Source organism: Pseudoalteromonas sp. T1lg48, assembly GCF_002964785.1.
Classification (GTDB): domain Bacteria; phylum Pseudomonadota; class Gammaproteobacteria; order Enterobacterales; family Alteromonadaceae; genus Pseudoalteromonas.
Window position 1 is genome coordinate 155,733 of the sequence record NZ_PQCC01000003.1, and the last position, 19,464, is coordinate 175,196.

General features: G+C 49.5%; 13 protein-coding genes and 1 pseudogene. 10 read left to right on the top strand and 4 right to left on the bottom strand.

What is annotated here, in order from left to right; all coding sequences use genetic code 11:
• Positions 1-3: 3 nt before the first annotated feature.
• From dnaN to gyrB, 3 genes are read left to right on the top strand one after another with little or no spacing between them, the layout of a single operon-like run.
• On the top strand, positions 4-1,107 hold the full coding sequence (gene dnaN, locus C2M29_RS05265) for a DNA polymerase III subunit beta (protein ID WP_105188752.1): 1,104 nt from the start codon (positions 4-6) through the stop codon (positions 1,105-1,107).
• A 5-nt stretch (positions 1,108-1,112) separates the two neighbouring features.
• On the top strand, positions 1,113-2,204 hold the full coding sequence (recF, locus tag C2M29_RS05270; RefSeq protein WP_105188753.1) for a DNA replication/repair protein RecF: 1,092 nt from the start codon (positions 1,113-1,115) through the stop codon (positions 2,202-2,204).
• A gap of 11 nt (positions 2,205-2,215) precedes the next feature.
• The gene (gene gyrB, locus C2M29_RS05275) at positions 2,216-4,633 is read left to right on the top strand and encodes a DNA topoisomerase (ATP-hydrolyzing) subunit B (protein ID WP_105188754.1); all 2,418 of its coding nucleotides are present in this window, start codon (positions 2,216-2,218) and stop codon (positions 4,631-4,633) included.
• Positions 4,634-4,709: 76 nt separating this feature from the next.
• Here the strand turns inward: gyrB and C2M29_RS05280 are convergent, their stop codons facing one another.
• On the bottom strand, positions 4,710-5,855 hold the full coding sequence (locus tag C2M29_RS05280) for a S8 family serine peptidase (protein WP_105188755.1): 1,146 nt from the start codon (positions 5,853-5,855) through the stop codon (positions 4,710-4,712).
• Between the two features lie 287 nt (positions 5,856-6,142).
• Between C2M29_RS05280 and glyQ the strand changes: the two genes are divergently transcribed.
• From glyQ to C2M29_RS05295, 3 genes and pseudogenes are all read left to right on the top strand, one after another.
• The gene (glyQ, locus tag C2M29_RS05285) at positions 6,143-7,042 is read left to right on the top strand and encodes a glycine--tRNA ligase subunit alpha (protein WP_105188756.1); all 900 of its coding nucleotides are present in this window, start codon (positions 6,143-6,145) and stop codon (positions 7,040-7,042) included.
• An 8-nt stretch (positions 7,043-7,050) separates the two neighbouring features.
• Positions 7,051-9,119, top strand: a pseudogene (gene glyS, locus C2M29_RS05290) (glycine--tRNA ligase subunit beta).
• A 114-nt stretch (positions 9,120-9,233) separates the two neighbouring features.
• Positions 9,234-9,680: a hypothetical protein gene (locus C2M29_RS05295; RefSeq protein WP_105188757.1), complete on the top strand. Its 447-nt coding sequence runs from the start codon at positions 9,234-9,236 to the stop codon at positions 9,678-9,680.
• Here C2M29_RS05295 and tusA read toward each other — a convergent pair.
• From tusA to fadB, 3 genes are all read right to left on the bottom strand, one after another.
• Entirely contained in the window at positions 9,677-9,916 is a 240-nt protein-coding gene (tusA, locus tag C2M29_RS05300) for a sulfurtransferase TusA (protein ID WP_105188758.1), read from the bottom strand. The two genes, C2M29_RS05295 and tusA, sit on opposite strands and share 4 nt — an antisense overlap.
• Before the next feature lie 103 nt (positions 9,917-10,019).
• Positions 10,020-11,183 (bottom strand): acetyl-CoA C-acyltransferase FadA, encoded by a 1,164-nt coding sequence (fadA, locus tag C2M29_RS05305; RefSeq protein WP_105188759.1) that lies wholly within the window; start codon positions 11,181-11,183, stop codon positions 10,020-10,022.
• 2 nt (positions 11,184-11,185) lie between these two features.
• Positions 11,186-13,348 carry a fatty acid oxidation complex subunit alpha FadB gene (gene fadB, locus C2M29_RS05310; RefSeq protein ID WP_105188760.1) on the bottom strand — a complete coding sequence of 721 codons (2,163 nt, stop codon included), beginning with the start codon at positions 13,346-13,348 and terminating at the stop codon, positions 11,186-11,188.
• A gap of 297 nt (positions 13,349-13,645) precedes the next feature.
• Between fadB and C2M29_RS05315 the strand changes: the two genes are divergently transcribed.
• Genes C2M29_RS05315 through C2M29_RS05330 form a run of 4 tightly spaced genes read left to right on the top strand, consistent with a single transcriptional unit; the run spans position 13,646 to position 19,072 of the window.
• Entirely contained in the window at positions 13,646-15,529 is a 1,884-nt protein-coding gene (locus C2M29_RS05315; RefSeq protein WP_105188761.1) for a transglycosylase SLT domain-containing protein, read from the top strand.
• 59 nt (positions 15,530-15,588) lie between these two features.
• The gene (gene pepQ / locus C2M29_RS05320; RefSeq protein ID WP_105188762.1) at positions 15,589-16,911 is read left to right on the top strand and encodes a Xaa-Pro dipeptidase; all 1,323 of its coding nucleotides are present in this window, start codon (positions 15,589-15,591) and stop codon (positions 16,909-16,911) included.
• A gap of 55 nt (positions 16,912-16,966) precedes the next feature.
• Positions 16,967-17,581 carry a YigZ family protein gene (locus tag C2M29_RS05325; protein WP_105188763.1) on the top strand — a complete coding sequence of 205 codons (615 nt, stop codon included), beginning with the start codon at positions 16,967-16,969 and terminating at the stop codon, positions 17,579-17,581.
• 39 nt (positions 17,582-17,620) lie between these two features.
• Positions 17,621-19,072, top strand: coding sequence for a TrkH family potassium uptake protein (locus C2M29_RS05330; protein WP_105188764.1), 1,452 nt, complete (start codon positions 17,621-17,623; stop codon positions 19,070-19,072).
• The last annotated feature ends 392 nt before the right edge of the window (positions 19,073-19,464 follow it).

The following is a 19,464-nucleotide window of genomic DNA, read 5'->3' on the forward strand; positions in this document are numbered from 1 at the left end:
CTTATGCAAATTACTATCGCTAGAGATCAGTTTTTAAAGCCTTTAATGCAGGTATCAGGCGCCATCGAGCGAAAGCACACCTTACCCGTGCTCTCCAATGTATTACTCGAGGTGCGCGATGGTCAGTTGTCTATGACGGGGACCGATCTGGAAATAGAGCTGGTTGCCTCGGTCACCCTAGAACATCCTTGTGCCGATACCAAGATCACCTTACCGGCGAAAAAGCTTTTAGATATTTGTAAAAGCCTTCCCGATGGCAGTGATATCACCTTGACCACTCAGGAACATCAGGTCGTACTGACGTCCGGCCAAAGCCGCTTTGCCTTGTTGTCTTTGGCGGCAGAAGATTTTCCTAATCTAGAGCAATGGGATGGCGAAGTAGAATTTCAGTTAAGTCGCCTAGAGCTACGTAAGCTGTTGGAAAGCACTCACTTTTCTATGGCTAACCAAGATGTGCGTTATTACCTTAACGGCATGTCGTTTGAAGTGGAAAATGACGAAATTAAAACCGTCGCCACCGATGGTCACCGTTTAGCCATAGCGCAGAAGAAGTTACCCCAGTCGTTAAACAGCCAGCGTCAGTTGATCGTGCCGCGTAAAGGGGTGCAGGAAATTATGCGCCTAATGCCCGCGGATGACCAGCCGGTTACCATTCAATTTGGTGCGAATCATATTCGCATCACAGATGCCGAATTCACCTTTACCAGTAAATTGGTTGATGGCCGTTTCCCAGACTATCGCCGCGTGCTACCTCGTGGTGGTGATAAGATCATTATCGCTAACCGTGAATGGTTACGTAATGCCTTACATCGTGTATCGATTCTATCGAACGAAAAGTTTCGTGGCGTGCGCTTGAACTTAAGTTCGGGCATGCTAAAGGTCAGCGCCAACAACCCTGAACAAGAGCAGGCGGAAGAGGTGATTGAAGTCATGTATCAAGGGGATGATTTGGAGATTGGCTTTAATGTTTCTTATCTTCTTGATGTACTTAACACCATTAAGACGGAAGATGTCTCTATCACCCTCGCTGACTCAAACAGCAGTGCCTTGATGGAAGCCGCGGGAGATGGCGAAGCCCTTTATGTCGTTATGCCGATGCGACTCTAACGGCCATGAGCCTAACCTCTTTTAGCCTCAATAATTTCCGTAATATTGAGGCTGCTACCTTAGCTCCAGAAGCGGTCAATATTATCTATGGTGAAAATGGCAGCGGTAAAACCAGTTTTTTAGAGGCCATTTATTTCCTTTCTCACGGGCGTTCGTTCCGCACCAATAAACACCGCAGTGTGATTCGTGATGGCCAACCGCATTTTACCCTGCACGCAAAAAAGCGCAGCAACAACCTCACCATACCCCTTGGGATACAAAAAAATATCCAGGGTGAAACTCAGGTAAAAATTCAAGGGAAGGCGAGTCGGCGGATTTCAGATCTAGCTCAGGAGTTGCCTGTTCAAGTGATCACTCCGGAAAGCTACTCCTTCTTTTTTGGTGGTCCTAAAGAGCGACGTGCCTTTATTGATTTAGGCGTGTTCCACGTGGAACAAGAGTTTTTTATCCACTGGCAAAACTTTAATAAGGTGCTCAGGCAACGCAATGCCTTATTGAAAAATAAGCCCGCCGATCTACGTACCATGCTGCCCATATGGGATAAAGAATTTGTTCGCCTGGCGGAGAAGATTACCCAGTTAAGAGAGTCGTATATAGAGAGGTTTAAGGCGCTTTTTTTTGATAGACTGTGTACAGAATTAGAATTGCTAAACGACCTCGAAATTGATTTCAATTGGGGTTGGAAGCGCACTGAGTCCCTCGCCGATGTACTGGCACAAAACAGGGATAGTGACCTGATGCGGGGCTATACCAGCAAAGGGCCACACAAGGCCGACCTAACGATAAAAACATCGCTCGGCCCGGTAGAAACGGCCTTCTCGCGAGGGCAGTTAAAATTGCTTTTATATGCGCTCAAAGTAGCGCAAAATAGCTTAATAGAAAAAGAGACCGGAAAACAATCGATTCTGCTTATTGACGATTTACCGTCGGAATTAAGTGAAGATACAAAGAAGAAAGTAGGGCAACTGCTTTCTCGCTGTGATGCACAGATATTCATAACAACGATTGAATCCCAGAGTGTCTCCGCCGTGTTAGAGGCGTTGGCAAGACCCAAGGCTTTGTTCCACGTGAAACATGGCGAACTAATAACAAGATAAATGGAAACACCATGTCTGAAAATTACGATTCATCAAGTATTAAAGTACTTAAAGGACTAGACGCTGTACGGAAACGACCAGGAATGTACATTGGTGATACCGATGATGGCACCGGTTTACACCATATGGTATTCGAGGTAGTCGACAACTCTATCGATGAGGCGTTGGCGGGGTATTGTGACGATATTTACGTGACAATTCATACCGATGGTTCCGTTTCGGTACGCGATAACGGCCGTGGTATTCCAACCGAGCTGCACCCGGAAGAAGGGGTGTCGGCCGCAGAAGTTATTATGACCGTGCTTCACGCCGGTGGTAAGTTTGACGATAACTCATATAAAGTATCCGGTGGTTTGCACGGAGTAGGTGTTTCAGTAGTAAACGCTCTATCTGAGAAACTTGCGCTGGAAATTCGTCGCGACGGTAAATTACATAAGCAAACTTATTCAATGGGTGAGCCGGATGCGCCGTTAGCTGTGATTGGTGAGTCCGATTCTACGGGCACGGAAATTCGTTTCTGGCCTAGTTCACAGACCTTTAGTGACACCAACTTCCATTACGACATTTTAGCCAAGCGCTTACGCGAGCTGTCTTTCCTGAACTCGGGCGTGTCGATTATTTTGACCGATGAGCGTGAGGAAGATAAGCGCGACCACTTTAAATATGAAGGTGGTATCGAAGCCTTTGTTGCCTATCTAAACCGTAAGAAAACACCAGTACATCAGAACGTATTCCACTTCACTCATGAACGTGAAGACGGTATCAGCGTTGAAGTTTCAATGCAGTGGAATGATGGCTTCCAGGAAAGCATCTTCTGCTTTACCAACAATATTCCACAGCGTGATGGTGGTACTCACCTTGCCGGCTTCCGTGCCGCACTAACGCGTACGCTGAACACCTATATGGAAAAAGAAGGCCTCAACAAAAAGGCTAAAGCATCGACCAGTGGTGATGATGCCCGTGAAGGTTTGACCGCGGTTGTTAGCGTTAAGGTTCCTGATCCTAAATTCTCATCACAAACCAAGGATAAGTTGGTTTCCAGTGAAGTGAAGACAGCGGTAGAGCAAGCCATGGGTGAAAAGCTCAGTGAATTCCTTTTGGAAAATCCAAGCGACGCGAAAATTGTGGTAGGTAAGATCATTGATGCTGCCCGTGCTCGTGAAGCGGCCCGTAAAGCCCGTGAAATGACTCGTCGTAAAGGCGCCATGGACTTAGCAGGCCTACCGGGTAAGCTGGCAGACTGTCAGGAAAAAGACCCGGCAGAATCTGAACTGTACATAGTGGAGGGTGACTCTGCGGGTGGTTCTGCCAAGCAGGGCCGTAACCGTAAGAACCAGGCCATCCTGCCGCTAAAGGGTAAAATATTAAACGTTGAGAAAGCGCGTTTTGATAAGATGCTTTCTTCGCAAGAAGTTGCAACCCTGATCACCGCCCTTGGTTGTGGTATTGGTCGTGATGAATATGACCCCGAGAAGCTGCGTTATCATCGCATCATTATCATGACCGATGCCGACGTCGATGGCTCGCATATTCGTACCTTGCTATTGACCTTCTTCTATCGCCAAATGCCGGAAATCATCGAGCGTGGTTATGTGTACATTGCCCAGCCACCGTTATACAAGATTAAAAAAGGCAAGCAAGAGCGTTATATTAAAGATGATAACGCCCTGGTCGAGTACCTAACGTCGTTGGCGCTAAATGGCTCTGCGCTCTATAGCAGCGAGGGCGCGACGGTTATCGAAGGTAATGCACTGGAAAACCTTGTGCGTGATTATCAAAGCACCGAGAAGGTAATTGAACGTTTAGCCCGCAAATATCCGTCGGCCATGATGCATAGCCTAATTTATCGCGATTGCATCAGCGAAGCCGATTTAGGCGAAGAAGCCAAGGTACAGGAGTGGACTCAGGCATTGGTTGACGATTTGGTGGTCCGCGACGAAGACGCGGCAATCTACAGCGCCCATACGCATTTCGACGATGAGCGTAAGCTGTATTACCCCATGGTCAATATTCGTCAGCACGGTGTGGACAAGCAGTATGTGCTTAATCACGACTTCCTGACTTCTAAAGACTACCAGCGCATTTGCGTTACCGGAGAGAAGGTGGGTAATCTTATCGGTGCCGGTGCTTACGTACAACGTGGTGAGAAGACCCAGACGGTCGACACCTTTGTTGAGGCATTAGAATGGCTGATCAGTGACTCTAAGAAGGGCTTGTATACCCAGCGTTATAAAGGACTGGGTGAGATGAACCCGGATCAGTTGTGGGAAACCACCATGGACCCGGCAGCCCGTCGTATGCTGCGCGTTACCATCGAAGATGCCATCGCTGCCGACCAACTGTTTGCGACCCTGATGGGTGACCAGGTTGAGCCGCGTCGTGAGTTTATCGAGCAGAACGCACTGCGTGTGGTTAACCTAGACGTATAACCCCTGTCGATATAGATAAACAAGCATAAAAAAGCCCTCGCAATCGCGGGGGCTTTTTATTTAGTTCACAACAATCTTAGAGGTGAAGGATAGGGTCTGCATTGCCGTCAGGATCATTAATGGCCTGGCCATCTGTACCTGGGTTACCATTGCGCATCATGATAACCGCACAGGCAGCAGGAGATGCCATAGAGGTACCCGACATGGTTGTCGTGCCACCGCCAGAACGAGTAGATAGAATGCTTACGCCTGGCGCCGCATAATCTACCGGTGGGTTACCATAGTTACTGAAACTAGCGAAGTTATCGTTGCTGTCGGTCGCAGAAATGGTAAACACGCGAGGGTGTGATGCACTGGCAGGAGACACGTTACCTGCATGTTGACTTTCGTTACCCGCGGCAACAACAAAGAAAGCACCCGATTGCTGGGCTGCATTCTCGACGGCATCGTTCAGGTCAGGGTTAAAGCCACCGCCCAAACTCATATTCGCACAGTCACCGGCAGACGCATTCGCTGCCACGTGATCTACACCGGCCAATACGCCAGACCAGCTACCAGAGCCGCGAGAGTCCAATACTTTTACCGGAATCACGGTTGCACCGGCTGCAACGCCAACAACATCTTGCTGGTTATTTAGGGCAGCGATAGTACCGGCAACATGGGTACCATGGCCATTGCCATCATCCATACCGGCATTACGGCCGCTGGTGAAGGCGCTAAAACCGCGGCTAGCATCAACGTTTAAGTCGCCGTGGTCTAGATCGATACCAGTATCAATAACCCAAGCGGTATAGCCTGAGCCGTCTACCGGACCACCTACACGGGTTACACTCCAAGGTGTTTGTTGACCTTGGCTGCCGCCGCCGCCACCAGGCTTACCTTGATCAATAGATGGAGAAGCATGGGCGATACCGTCAGGAGTAAAGCGCATGATATCAGCTTCGTCAGCAAACACGCTTTTCGCTTTATCACAGCTCATGTTAATGGCCATACCTTTAATGGCATTGCTATAAATGTGCTTTGCTTGAGACTGAGACTTCATTAGCATGCCGCGGGCCTTGCCCTCGACATCAAATTTAGAAACGCTGTCGTTAAAGCGAATAATACAGGTATTTGCAATTTCAAGTTCCGCTGCCATACCTGCATGATCTGGAGCAGGTTGGGCATTTGCGAAGCCGGTTGATGCAGCTAAAACAGCTGTTGCGATGAGAGTTTTGTTCATTAGTTTAACCTTTATAATCGTTATTATTAAAATGGTGTTTTTTAACACCAGGTTAACAATCTAGGACGGTTTGCAAAAAAAGCAACTGTTTCAAATAGAAAATACGAAAAGGGTATTAGAAAAAGATTAAAAAATGCGTGTTTTGAGGATGATGAAAATGAAGAATGCAGGAGATTTATCAAAGCCGCTCATAAGCCAATAAAAAGAAACTGCTTAAAACAAGGCGGTGCAAGGGGTATACTGTGAGCAATAAAACCGCACTCTAAGCAGCAGAATTTTACGTCATTATGCAAAAATACGACTTACAAACTTTTCAGGGCCTGATCCTTGCGCTTCAGGATTATTGGGCACAGCAAGGCTGTGTTATTGCTCAGCCGCTCGATCTCGAAGTGGGCGCCGGTACCTTCCATCCGCTTACGTTTTTAAAAGCCGTCGGCCCAGAGCCGATGTCGAGTGCTTACGTACAGCCATGCCGCCGTCCAACCGATGGTCGTTATGGTGAAAACCCGAACCGTTTGCAACATTACTATCAATTCCAGGTGGTGTTAAAACCTTCTCCCGATAATATTCAGGAGCTTTACCTGGGTTCACTTGCGGCCATGGGCATCGACACCTTGAAACACGAAGTACGTTTCGTGGAAGACAACTGGGAATCACCGACACTGGGTGCCTGGGGTCTAGGTTGGGAAGTGTGGCTAAATGGCATGGAAGTGACTCAGTTCACTTATTTCCAACAGGTCGGTGGCCTTGAGTGTGCACCGGTCACCGGTGAGATCACTTATGGTCTTGAGCGTTTAGCCATGTATATTCAAGGCGTAGACAGCATCTATGACCTGGTTTGGACAGATGGTCCTATGGGCAAGGTGACTTACGGCGACGTATTCCACCAAAACGAAGTTGAGCAATCGAAATACAACTTTGAATACGCCGACGTAGACGCGCTGTTTAAGCAATTCGATCAGTGTGAAAAAGAAAGCCAGAAGCTTATTGAAGCGAATTTACCGCTGCCGGCCTACGAGCAAGTAATGAAGGCGTCTCATGCGTTTAACCTGTTAGATGCACGTCACGCTATTTCTGTAACAGAACGTCAGCGCTACATTTTGCGTGTACGTGCTCTGTCTAAAGCCTGTGCTGAAAGTTACTACGCGGCGCGTGAAGCGCTTGGCTTCCCGCTGTGTAAGGATTAAGAATTACCATGTTAAAGCAAAATTTATTAGTAGAAATCGGTACCGAAGAACTACCGCCGAAATCATTGCGTACGCTGGCCGAGGCTTTCGCAGAGGGTCTGAAGGCACAATTAGAAGAACTTGCTCTGGCACATGACGGGGTGCAATGGTACGCCTCACCACGTCGCCTGGGCTTAATGGTGCTACAACTTGATGGCAAACAGGCTGACAAGGTAGTAGAAAAGCGTGGTCCTGCGATCCAGGCGGCATTTGATGCCGAGGGTAACCCGACCAAAGCGGCAATGGGCTGGGCCCGTGGTTGTGGTATCGATGTGAGTGAAGCGGGTCGTCATGTCACAGATAAAGGTGAGTGGCTGCTACACAAGGCCGAGGTTGCCGGTCAGCCGGTTCAGGAACTGATCGTGGCCGCGGTGAATGCGGCACTGGCAAAACTACCTATTCCTAAGCCAATGCGTTGGGGCGCTAACAAGACACAGTTTATCCGCCCGGTGCACACGGCCACGGTATTTTATGGCGATAGCCTGATTGCCGGTGAGATCTTGGGTAAGCAGGTTACTAACCAGCTTCAGGGTCACCGTTTCCATCACCCGGAAAAGGTCACCATCAAGCATGCAGATGAGGCCTTAGAGCAGCTTAAAAACGCCTATGTTATTGCCGATTATGAAACCCGTAAGGCCATGATACGCAACCAAATAGAAGCGGCAGCGGCTAAACTCGGTGCGGTTGTGGCAATGGATGAAGATCTGCTTGAAGAAGTGACTTCTTTGGTGGAGTGGCCGGTCACGCTGACGGCATCATTCGAAGAAAGCTTCCTGGCGGTGCCGGACGAAGCCCTGATCTACACCATGAAGGACGACCAAAAGTACTTCCCGCTGCTAGACCAAGATGGCAAGCTGATTAACAAGTTCCTGTTTGTTTCAAACATCGAAAGCAAAGACCCGAGCGTGGTCATCGCCGGTAACGAGAAGGTGGTTCGTCCACGTCTTGCCGACGCGCAATTCTTCTTTGAAACGGATAAAAAAAAACCCTGGAAAGCCGACTGGAATCCTTGGGTACCGTGTTGTTCCAAAAGCAACTGGGTACGCTTAAGGACAAATCGGAGCGCATTAGCGCGCTTTCTGGTTATATCGCTGAGCAACTGGGTGCCGATAAGGCCCTGGCCGAGCGTGCCGGTCTGTTGAGTAAGACCGATCTGATGACCGAAATGGTGATGGAGTTCACCGACGTACAGGGCGTGATGGGTATGCACTATGCGCGTTTTGACGGTGAGGACGAAGCCGTTGCCCTGGCCATGAACGAACAATATATGCCGCGTTTTGCCGGTGATGCCTTGCCACACAGCGATATCAGCTGTGCCGTGGCTCTGGCGGATAAGTTCGATACCCTGGTTGGTATTTTCGGCATTGGCCAGGCCCCTAAAGGTGACAAAGACCCATTTGCACTGCGCCGTGCCGCTATCGGTGCCTTGCGCATCATGGTTGAAAAGCAATTATCTTTGGATGTGCTTGATATCGTTGCGAAAGCGAAAACCTTATTCGGCGATAAGCTAAGCAATGAACAAGTTGCCGAAGATGTGTTTGAGTTCCTACTGGGTCGCTTCCGCGCCTGGTATCATGAGCAGGGCATTGAAGTGGATGTGATCCAAGCGGTATTGGCGCGTCGTCCTTCGAAGCCACTGGACTTTGACCTGCGTGTGAAAGCGGTAAGCCATTTCCGTACGCTTGAACCGGCAGAGGCTCTGGCTGCAGCCAATAAACGTGTTGGTAACATCCTGAGCAAAAATGACGTGCATGAAAGCGGAGCGATTGAGCAAAGCTTACTGCAAGAAGCGCCAGAGCAGGCTTTAGCGCAAGAAGTGGCGGCCTATCAGGCCAAACTTGCGCCTTTATACGAGCAAGGCGATTACCAGCAAGCGCTAAGCGAGCTGGCCAATATTCGCCAAAGCGTTGATGCTTTCTTCGATAACGTCATGGTCATGGCGGACGACGAAGCAATTAAACGCAACCGTTTGGCGCTTCTATCACAACTGCAGGATCTGTTCTTACAGGTTGCCGATATCTCGGTACTGCAAAAATAGTGAATATTTCTCACATTCATGACAAAAGCCGGCATTTAGCTGGCTTTTTTATTGAAGCTAATGCACTAATTTCTTAGACTGATGAAAAGTGCGTCAAATTTGGAAACAATAACAATGAAGACAAAACTCTCCCTCGTTTTAGCCACATTATTTTTAGGTGCGTGTTCAAGCTCGGTCACCTTAGACGACATAGTGCCGGTTGAAGAAGTGCAAAAGCCGCTGTATCTGCGTGGTGACTTCTCATTATGGGATGCGCAGCCGGAATATCAAATGGTCAAGGTGGCGCCGGCCATTTATGAAACCAAGATCAAGCTATCGACTCCGGGCAAGGCCTATGAATTTAAAATCGCCGATGCCGACTGGAGTGAAAATTATAACTGTGGCTATTTAGACGAAGGTCTGGATAAGCAATTGGAGATTGGCCTGCCGGTTCAAGCGGACTGTAACAGCGTGTATAACTACTTTAGCTTTACCCCTTCGGAAGAGGGCTGGTACAAGGTGTCTATTAACTTTTCACGCTTTAGCAAGCCATTGGTAACCATTAATCAGGTCTTTGATTAAAGACCTTTTTTGATCAGGTACTGATAAGGTAATTGCTCTGTTTGCTGGGCCACCAAGGTGTGGTCCATAAAGCGGCAAAAGCTGGGAATGTCGCGGGTGGTTGAAGGGTCATCCGCGGTGATCAACAAGGTTTCACCATTATTCATTTTGCGCACCGTACCGCGCACCATCATAACGGGTTCCGGGCAGCGTAAACCAAGGGCGTCAAGAACGTGATCGGCGGTATCAAAGGTCATAAATGAGTGCTCGTGTATAAAACGCCCATTTTACCCAAAGTCGCGGCAAGAAAAAAGGCGGGAGCATAAAGCTGAACCCGCCTTTTTGTCACCAAGTTTGTGGTTACGGACGTTCAAATACCGTGGCAATACCCTGGCCAAGGCCTATACACATGGTCGCTAAACCATATTTAGCATCCTTGTCTTCCATGATATTGATAAGTGTGGTGCTGATACGTGAGCCAGAGCAACCCAGTGGGTGACCCAGGGCAATAGCACCGCCGTTGAGGTTGACCTTATCGTCTACCTTATCCAGCAAGCCCAGGTCTTTTAGTACAGGTAAAGACTGAGCGGCAAAGGCTTCATTCAATTCGGCCACATCGATATCATCGATAGTCAAACCGGCCAATTGCAATGCCTTCTTACTGGCAGGTACGGGACCATAGCCCATGATGGACGGATCGCAGCCCGCCACCGCCATCGACTTCACATAGGCGCGGATCGGCAGGCCCAGCTCTTTGGCCTTGTCTTCACTCATGACCAACATGGCCGACGCACCGTCAGACAGGGCCGAAGAGGTCCCCGCGGTCACGCTGCCTGATGCCGGATTGAATACAGGACGAAGTTGAGACAAGCCTTCCACTGTGGTTTCCGGGCGGATAACTTCGTCGTCCTCAACCAAGGTCAGAGCACCGTTTTCATCGTGACCTTCCATTGGCAGGATTTCTGATTTGAAGCGACCCTCAACCGTTGCCGCGTGCGCGCGCTGGTGAGAGCGAGCACCGAATTCGTCCTGCTGCTGACGACTGATGCCGTGTAGGGTAGCCAGGTATTCGGCGGTTAGACCCATCACTCCAGCCGCTTGAGCAACGGATGTTGCCAGGCCAGGGTGGAAGTCGTTGCCGTGCGTCATAGGCACGTGACCCATATGTTCCACACCACCGATTAGGTAGGTGTCACCGGCGCCGGTCATAATGGCGCGGGCTGCGTCGTGGAGCGCCTGCATGGATGAACCACACAAGCGGTTTACGGTTACGGCTGGCACGGTGTGAGGAATACCGGCAAGCAGGGCGGCATTACGGCCCACGTTAAAGCCTTGCTCTAGCGTTTGCTGCACACAGCCCCAATAAATATCGTCGATAGAAGCCGGGTCTACCGCAGGGTTGCGCTCCAGCAACCCCTTCATCAAGTGCGCACTGAGATCTTCGGCACGTTTATGACGGAATACACCGTTTTTAGAACGGCCCATGGGCGTACGAATACAATCTACAATAACAACCTTATTCATGATTATTGTCCCTCCACTTGATAAAACACACGGCCTTGTTCAGCCCATTGACGGGTTTCGTCTGAAACCTGGTAAATAGCACCTAGGTGCGCGTACTTATCGGCTGCCGCGACAAAGTTGGCGAGGCCAATTTGGTCTAGGTAGCGGAATACGCCGCCTCTAAACGGAGGGAAACCAATGCCGTACACCAGCGCCATGTCGGCTTCTTGTGGTGACGCAACAATGTTTTCCTGCAGGCAAAGCAGTACTTCGTTGATCATCGGAATCATACAGCGGTCGATGATTTCTTGCTTATCCAGCTCTTTCTCGCTATCGAACAGCGGCGCAATTAGCTCTAGGGCTTGCGCATCCTGGCTTTTCTTCAAGCGGCCACGGCGATCCGGGGCGTAGCTGTAGAAGCCCTTACCATTTTTCTGACCAAAACGTTCGGCATTGGCCATGATGGTAACCGGGTCTTTTTCCTGACGCGCCATACGCTCAGGGAAGCCATCGGCCATCACACCGGTACAGTGGAAGGCGGTATCGATACCAACAACATCAAGCAGGTAGGCAGGGCCCATAGGCCAGCCAAAGATGTTTTCCATGACCTTATCGATTTTCGCGAAACTGACGCCTTCACTAACCATCTTGCTGAAACCGGCGAAGTAAGGGAATAGCACGCGGTTTACAAAGAAGCCCGGGCAGTCATTGACGACGATAGGTGACTTACCCAGCTTAAGGGCGTAATCGACAACCGCGTTAACGGTTTCCTGAGAGGTCTTTTCACCGCGAATAATCTCTACCAGCGGCATGCGTGGTACCGGGTTGAAAAAGTGCATACCACAGAACTTTTCTGGGTTATCAAGCGCTGTCGCCAGTTCATCGATGCGAATGGTTGAGGTATTAGAAGTCAGCACTGTGCCCTTGGGCATGGACTTTTCTAGGTCACTCAATACCGCTTTTTTCACATTGGGGTTTTCAACCACGGCTTCAACAACGATATCGGCGGCTTGCACATCGGCATCGTTCAAGGTCGGTTTAATCTTACCCAGTACGCCAACCATTTTCTCCATGCTCATATGGCCGCGTTTTACCTTCTTACCAAGTAGCTTAGCGGCTTCTCCCATACCAAGATCCAAGGCACCTTGGTTGATGTCTTTCATTATAATGGGGGTACCTTTATAGGCCGATTGATAGGCAATACCACCACCCATGATGCCAGCACCTAGCACGGCGGCTTGATTAATTTGGGTGTCGCTGCCTTTGGCCAGTTTCTTGGCCTTACCTTTAATGTACTGGTCGGCGAGGAAGATACCGGTTAGCGCCGCTGCTTCCTGGGTTTTAGCCAATTTAGCGAAATTGGCGTTTTCCAGGGCCATGGCTTCATCACGACTCATGTTAGCGGCCGCTTTAATGGTCTTCACCGCCATGATTGGGGCGGGGTAATGACCCTTGGTTTTACCCATCACCAGACCTTCGGCCATTGCAAAGCTCATGCCTTGCTCGACCTTGTTCATCTTCAATGGCGCTTGTTTTTGTGCGCGGCGTTGTTGCCAGTTTAGCTTGCCGGCAATGGCCTGTTCTAACATGCCGACACAGGCATCAAGGAGTTTTTCACCGGCCACCACGGCATCGACGGCGCCTACTTTTAGGGCATCGTTCGCTCTGTTTTCCTGACCCGTGGTGATCCAGGTCATGGCGTTATCAGCGCCGATTAAGCGAGGTAAACGTACAGTACCCCCAAAGCCCGGCATAATACCTAGTTTGGTTTCAGGTAAACCTATTTTGGCGGTTTCGCTGGCTACACGGAAATCGGTTGTCAGGATCCACTCACAGCCACCACCCAAGGCCATGCCATTGACGGCACTCAGGGTTGGGAAAGGTAAATCTTCTAGGGCATCGAACACGTCGGTGGCATTTTTAATCCAACCGATTAATTCTTCTTCTGGTCTTTGGAAAGTGGGTAGGAATTCGAAAATGTCGGCGCCAACGATAAAGTGATCTTTGTCACTGGTGAACACCATACCTTTGATGTCGTCGCGTTGGGCTAATTCTTTAATTGCCTGATGGCAATCACTCAGGGTTTGCTGCGAAAGCTTGTTTACTGAACCGGGTACAGTGAACTTAAACTCGGCAATTTGGTCCTTTATAAAAGAAACTACAAAGGAATCGCTCTGAAATATCATGGGTATCTCCCTTTGTTTCACATGAAACTGGTACGATGAGTTGGATTTAAATCAGTGTCGCGCCTTTAATCGCAAAATGCAATGAAAATTTAAGCTTAAAATTTACATACGGTTAAAGTTAGCTCAAAAAATAGATGCGACCAAAACACGCCAGAATGCGGTTGGCATAGGTCAAAAGTCTGGCATTTATGTAGTACAGTTAATGAGAGTCATTGACTCAATGAGGGCAGCGCGCCTTTTTTGCCTAATGCTGGCTTCTTCGCTGCTTTTGTTTCACGAAATACAGTTAGGATTATCATGAAACGACTTCTTCACACCCTGCTGGCTGCCTCCTTAATGCAAGTTTGCAGTGTCTCATTTGCCGGCAGTCACGATGATTTTCTAAAAGCCGAAAAAATTGCCCGTGGCGGCAATTACACCGAATTTAAGCGTGTTAACGAGCAACTTAAGCATCCCCTTAAGCCCTATGTGGAAATGGCCTTTTATAAGCACCATCCACATATCAAGTATCAAACTGAAATAGAGCATTTTTTACAGGTATATCAGCATACGCCGTTGGAATGGCCGGTCCGCAGTGCCTGGCTAAAGTACCTGGCTAAGCATGGGCATAAGGCCAAGTTCGTAGAAAATTACAGCATTACCAAGGATGTCGAGCTCACCTGTCAGTACCTTGATTTTCAATGGCAGCTTGGTGCGCCAAAAGACGCCCTGCTGGAGCAAATAGAAAAGCTATGGTTGGTCAATAAATCACAACCTAAAGAATGCGATGGGGTGTTTTCTTACTGGCGCAAGGCTGGCGGACAGACGCCGGAAATAGTGTGGCAACGATTGGGGTTGGCGGCCCAGGCGGGGCAGCATAAGTTGGTAGGCTATTTAAAAACGCAATTGCCAGCCAAAGAAAGGTATCTAGCGGACTTATATACCAAGGTTAAAAAAGACCCCAGTGCCGCAGCCGGTTTGTATCGCTATAAGAACAAATCGTCCAAGGAAGCAGAAATTGCGGTGTACGGGGTTAAACGCCTTGTGTGGCAAGACCCAGATTTGGCCATTCGTGCTTGGCAAAAACTATCGACCATGTTTACCTTTAGCGCGCAGCAACAGGATAAGGTGCATTATGCCCTGGCCTATGCCCTAGCGGTAAAACAGCATGATGAAGCCAAGTTCTGGCTGAATAAGGTGCCTGATGCCCAGCAGGATAATAAATTGGTGCAATGGCATTTGGCCAACATGCTTAGGGAGCAGGACTGGCCGGCCATTATCGCCTTCTTTACCCCGAAAAAAGAGCTCAGTGCCGGACATCAATATTGGCTGGCCTACAGTTATTCACGCCAGGGCAAGCATGAGAAGGCGAACGAGTTATGGCAAAAGCTGGCAACAGAACGCGACTATTACGGTTTTTTGGCGGCGGCGCGATTAGATTTGCCGGTTAACCTTAATAACCAAGAGTTGACCCTGCCACCGGGTTTAAAGGCTAAGGTAGAGCAGGCGCCGGGCTATAAACGGGCAAAGGTTTTATATGAGTTGGATAGGGTTACCAATGCTAGAAGAGAATGGAATTACCTTATCGATACCTCTAGCAATGCCGAGAAACTGGCCGCTGCGGTGCTGGCCTCGGAGCAGGGCTGGCACGACCGTGCCATTATTACCCTGGCGGGGCTCAAGGCCTGGGATTATGTCGACCTGCGTTTTCCCGATGCTTACACCAACCTCTTCGAACGTTATAGCAACCGTCATAAGGTCGACCTGGATTGGAGCATCGCCATTGCCCGCAGGGAAAGCTCTTTTGCCGCCGATGCGCGCTCTCGAGCCAACGCCAGGGGCCTGATGCAACTGCTGCCGAGTACCGCCCAATACATTAATCGCAGCTCGGTTGCCAGCAATCGTCTATATGAACCCAGCACTAACATTAATTTAGGTACCAAGTATTTAAAGTATTTGGAAGGGAAGACCCGCGGCAATCAAATCTTAGCCACGGCCTCGTATAACGCCGGTTATCATCGCGTCAATAAGTGGATCCCAGATGAAGCCATGCCGGCGGAGTTGTGGATTGAGCTGATCCCGTATCGTGAAACCCGTGATTACGTGAAAAACGTATTTGCCTATCGTCAGGTCTATCTGGCGAAGCAGGGTAAGGACGAAAATGTGTTGGCGACAATTTTGGATATGAACATTGGCGGTTAGCCGCGACGGCTGCGGCTATGATAGACTGGCATAAACATAATTAGCAAAGTGGGTGATACATGAATACATTAGCGGTGTTATACGCTGAACATATTGCAACCTTGCAAAAACGCACGCGCGAAATTGTTGAGCGTGAAAACCTTGATGGTGTGGTAATTCATTCTGGTCAGGCAAAGCGCCAGTTTTTAGATGATATGTATTATCCGTTCAAGGTAAACCCGCAATTTAAGGCGTGGTTGCCGGTGATCGACAACCCGCATTGCTGGCTGGTCGTTAACGGCAGCGATAAACCTAAACTTATCTTCTATCGTCCCGTTGATTTCTGGCACAAGGTGCCTGACGAGCCGAGCGAATACTGGGCCGACTATTTTGATATTGAGCTGCTGGTTAAGCCGGAGCAGGTAGAAAAACTATTGCCCTATGATAAGGCGCGTTATGCCTACATCGGCGAGTGTTTAGAAGTGGCGCAAGCCTTAGGCTTTGAGTTGATGAACCCAGAGCCGGTGATGAATTATCTGCATTATCATCGTGCTTACAAAACCCAGTATGAGCTAGCCTGTTTGCGCGAAGCGAATAAACTGGCGGTGGCTGGCCATAAGGCAGCGCGTGATGCTTTCTATCAGGGCAAGTCGGAGTTTGAAATCCAACATGCTTACCTGTTGGCGACGAAACACAGCGAAAACGACACGCCGTATGGCAATATCGTGGCCCTGAATGAAAATTGTGCCATTTTGCACTACACCCATTTTGAACGGGATATCCCGGCGCAACACCGTTCGTTTTTGATCGATGCCGGCGCTAACTTTAATGGCTACGCCGCCGATATTACCCGTACCTACGACTTTGCGCGTCAGGGCCAGTTTGCTGAGCTTCTGGCGGTGATGAACCAACATCAGGTAGAACTGTGTAATTCGTTAACTCCGGGTAAGCTCTACGGTGAGTTGCACCTTGACTGTCATCAGCGCGTGGCTCAGGTGTTAAGCGACTTTAATATCGTCAATCTACCGGCGGAACAAATTATCGAAAAGGGTATTACCTCGACCTTCTTCCCTCACGGCTTGGGCCATCATATTGGACTTCAGGTGCATGATGTGGGTGGCTTTATGGCGGATGAAAGTGGCACTCATCAGGCGCCACCTGAGGGACACCCATTCCTGCGCTGCACCCGTTTGATTGAGGCCAATCAAGTATTCACTATCGAGCCTGGTCTGTACTTCATTGACTCTCTGCTTGAAGACTTGGCGGCAACGGACAATAGACAGCACGTAAACTGGGACAAGGTAGCCGAGTTTAAGCCGTTTGGCGGTATTCGTATCGAGGACAATATCATTGTCCATGAGCATGGTCTTGAAAACATGACCCGCGAATTAAACCTCGACTAATTATCTCCTATGGCGGTGAAGTCGTTGCCTCACCGCCGCATCCTGCGACTCGTCTATGTCAGAATATGCTTATCCAGCACAATCGCTGAGCTACGAAGAAGAAATTAAAAAAAGCACCTTTATCGTTCATCTTGCCCATACTCCGGACGTGGCCAGCGCCAAGGCCTTTATTGCTACCATCAATGAGCAGTACCCGGATGCCCGTCATAACTGCTGGGCCTATGTAGCCGGGGCGCCCGGTGGTAGCCATGTCTATGGTTTCAGTGATGATGGTGAGCCCAACGGCACCGCCGGCAAGCCCATGCTGAATGTACTGCAAGGCAGCGGTTTAGGTGAGATTTGTGCCGTTACTACCCGCTATTTTGGCGGCATTAAGTTGGGCACGGGCGGCTTGGTGCGTGCCTATGGTGGCACCCTTAACAATGCCTTGGCGAAATTACAGACACAGATTAAGGTGCCCAGTGTGGTGCTAACCGGTGACAGTGACTATGCTCTACAAGGGCAGATAGAACAATGCCTTAACTCACAATACCAGGTGCTGGCTATGGACAAGGAGTACGGCAGCTATATTTCCTGGCAGATTAGTATCGATGCGCGCCAGGCCGAGGATGCAATAAAAGATATTTTTGATTTAAGCCATGGTACTGTTGAGTTAAAAATAAAACAGTAAGACAATAACATGCAAAGAAAAGTCACGGCGATGCGCTAAATGCAATACCGCACGATAATAAAGATACTCGGTCAGCTAGTAGCCCTGTTTAGTATCACCATGGTTCCTCCTGCGCTGGTATCACTTATCTATAAAGATGGTGGTGGTCTGCCTTTTATTCTTGCGTTTATCTTCAGCGTTATTGCCGGCTTGTTTGCCTATTATCCTAACCGCCATGAGCATGGCGACCTCAAAGCCCGTGAAGGCTTTTTGATCGTGGTACTGTTTTGGCTGGTACTGGGGTCGTTCGCATCCTTACCCCTGATCTTCCTTGATGCACCAAAACTTTCGCTTGCCGATGCCGTTTTCGAGGCTTTTTCCGGCTTAACGACCACAGGGGCAACCGTGTTGACCGGCATCGAATACCTGCCCAAGTCGGTGTTGTTCTACCGTCAGCAGTTGCAATGGCTCGGTGGCATGGGGATCATCGTACTAGCGGTGGCCGTGCTGCCCATGCTTGGCGTTGGTGGTATGCAGCTGTACCGCGCCGAAACGCCAGGGCCGGTGAAAGACTCAAAAATGACGCCGCGTATTGCCGATACGGCCAAGCACCTGTGGTATATCTATGTATCTCTTACCCTGGCCTGTACCTTGGCCTATTGGGTGGCGGGGATGAGCTGGTTTGATGCCATCTGCCATGCCTTCTCGACCATAGCCATTGGTGGCTTTTCTACCTATGATGCGTCCATGGGTTACTTTGATAGCCCGGCGATCAACCTTATCTGTGTGTTCTTTCTATTAATCGCGGCGGTGAATTTTTCCTTGCACTACGCGGTGGTGGCCAGTCGCAGCGCCAAGGTGTATTTGCGCGACCCGGAATTTAAGGTGTTTTTGTTAATTCAGGTGGCGCTGATCATCGTCTGTTTTGCCGTACTATCGTCAAATAATATCTATGCCAATGGTGATGAAACCTTAGATCAGGCCATGTTTCTGGCCGTTTCTATCAGTACCACGGCGGGTTTTGCCACAGATAACTTCTCAGCTTGGCCCTTGTTCCTGCCCATCTTGCTTATCTTCTCAAGCTTTATTGGCGGCTGTGCCGGCTCTACCGGCGGCGGTATGAAGGTGGTGCGGGTGTTCCTGCTGTATTTGCAGGGCATTCGTGAGCTTAATCGTCTGGTGCACCCGCGAGCCATCTATTCTATTAAACTTGGTCGCAAGGCGCTTCCCGATAAGGTCGTTGAGGCGGTCTGGGGGTTCTTTTCCGCCTATGCCCTGGTCTTTGTGATCATCATGATCAGCTTAATGGGAACGGGCTTAGACAATATCACCGCCTTCTCGGCAACCGCGGCCTGCTTAAACAACCTGGGTCCGGGCCTGGGTGAGGTGGCGGCCCATTACGGTGATATCAGCGATAATGCCAAGTGGATTTTGACGCTGGCCATGGTCTTTGGTCGTTTAGAGATTTTCACTCTGCTCGTGTTATTCACCCCCACATTCTGGCGTGGGTGAGAATTTACAAGAGTGACTCAGGTCACTCTTGTAAGTTCGAACGCGAGACAGGGATGTCGCGCCGGACCGCAGCGTCAGGATGACTTACTTACACCGAACTCACCTATTGCATATAACGTCACTCTTGAAGCGCCGAACGCGAGGGCGTGGATGCCCGAGCCGGGCCCAAGCTTCAGGAAAAATTGTTATCACTTTTACCAACTTCAAGCGTCACTCAGGTCATTCTTACTAATTCGAACGTGAGAGCGTGTGTGCCCGAGCCTGAACCCGGCGTCAGGACGACTCTCCAGCTCTAAAACCCTTTAGCAACGCCGCTCTAACCTGAACAAAGCTCTTGATGTTGCTAAAAGGCAACAATTAACCCTTTGCCTCTTCAGGGCTCTAACAATAAT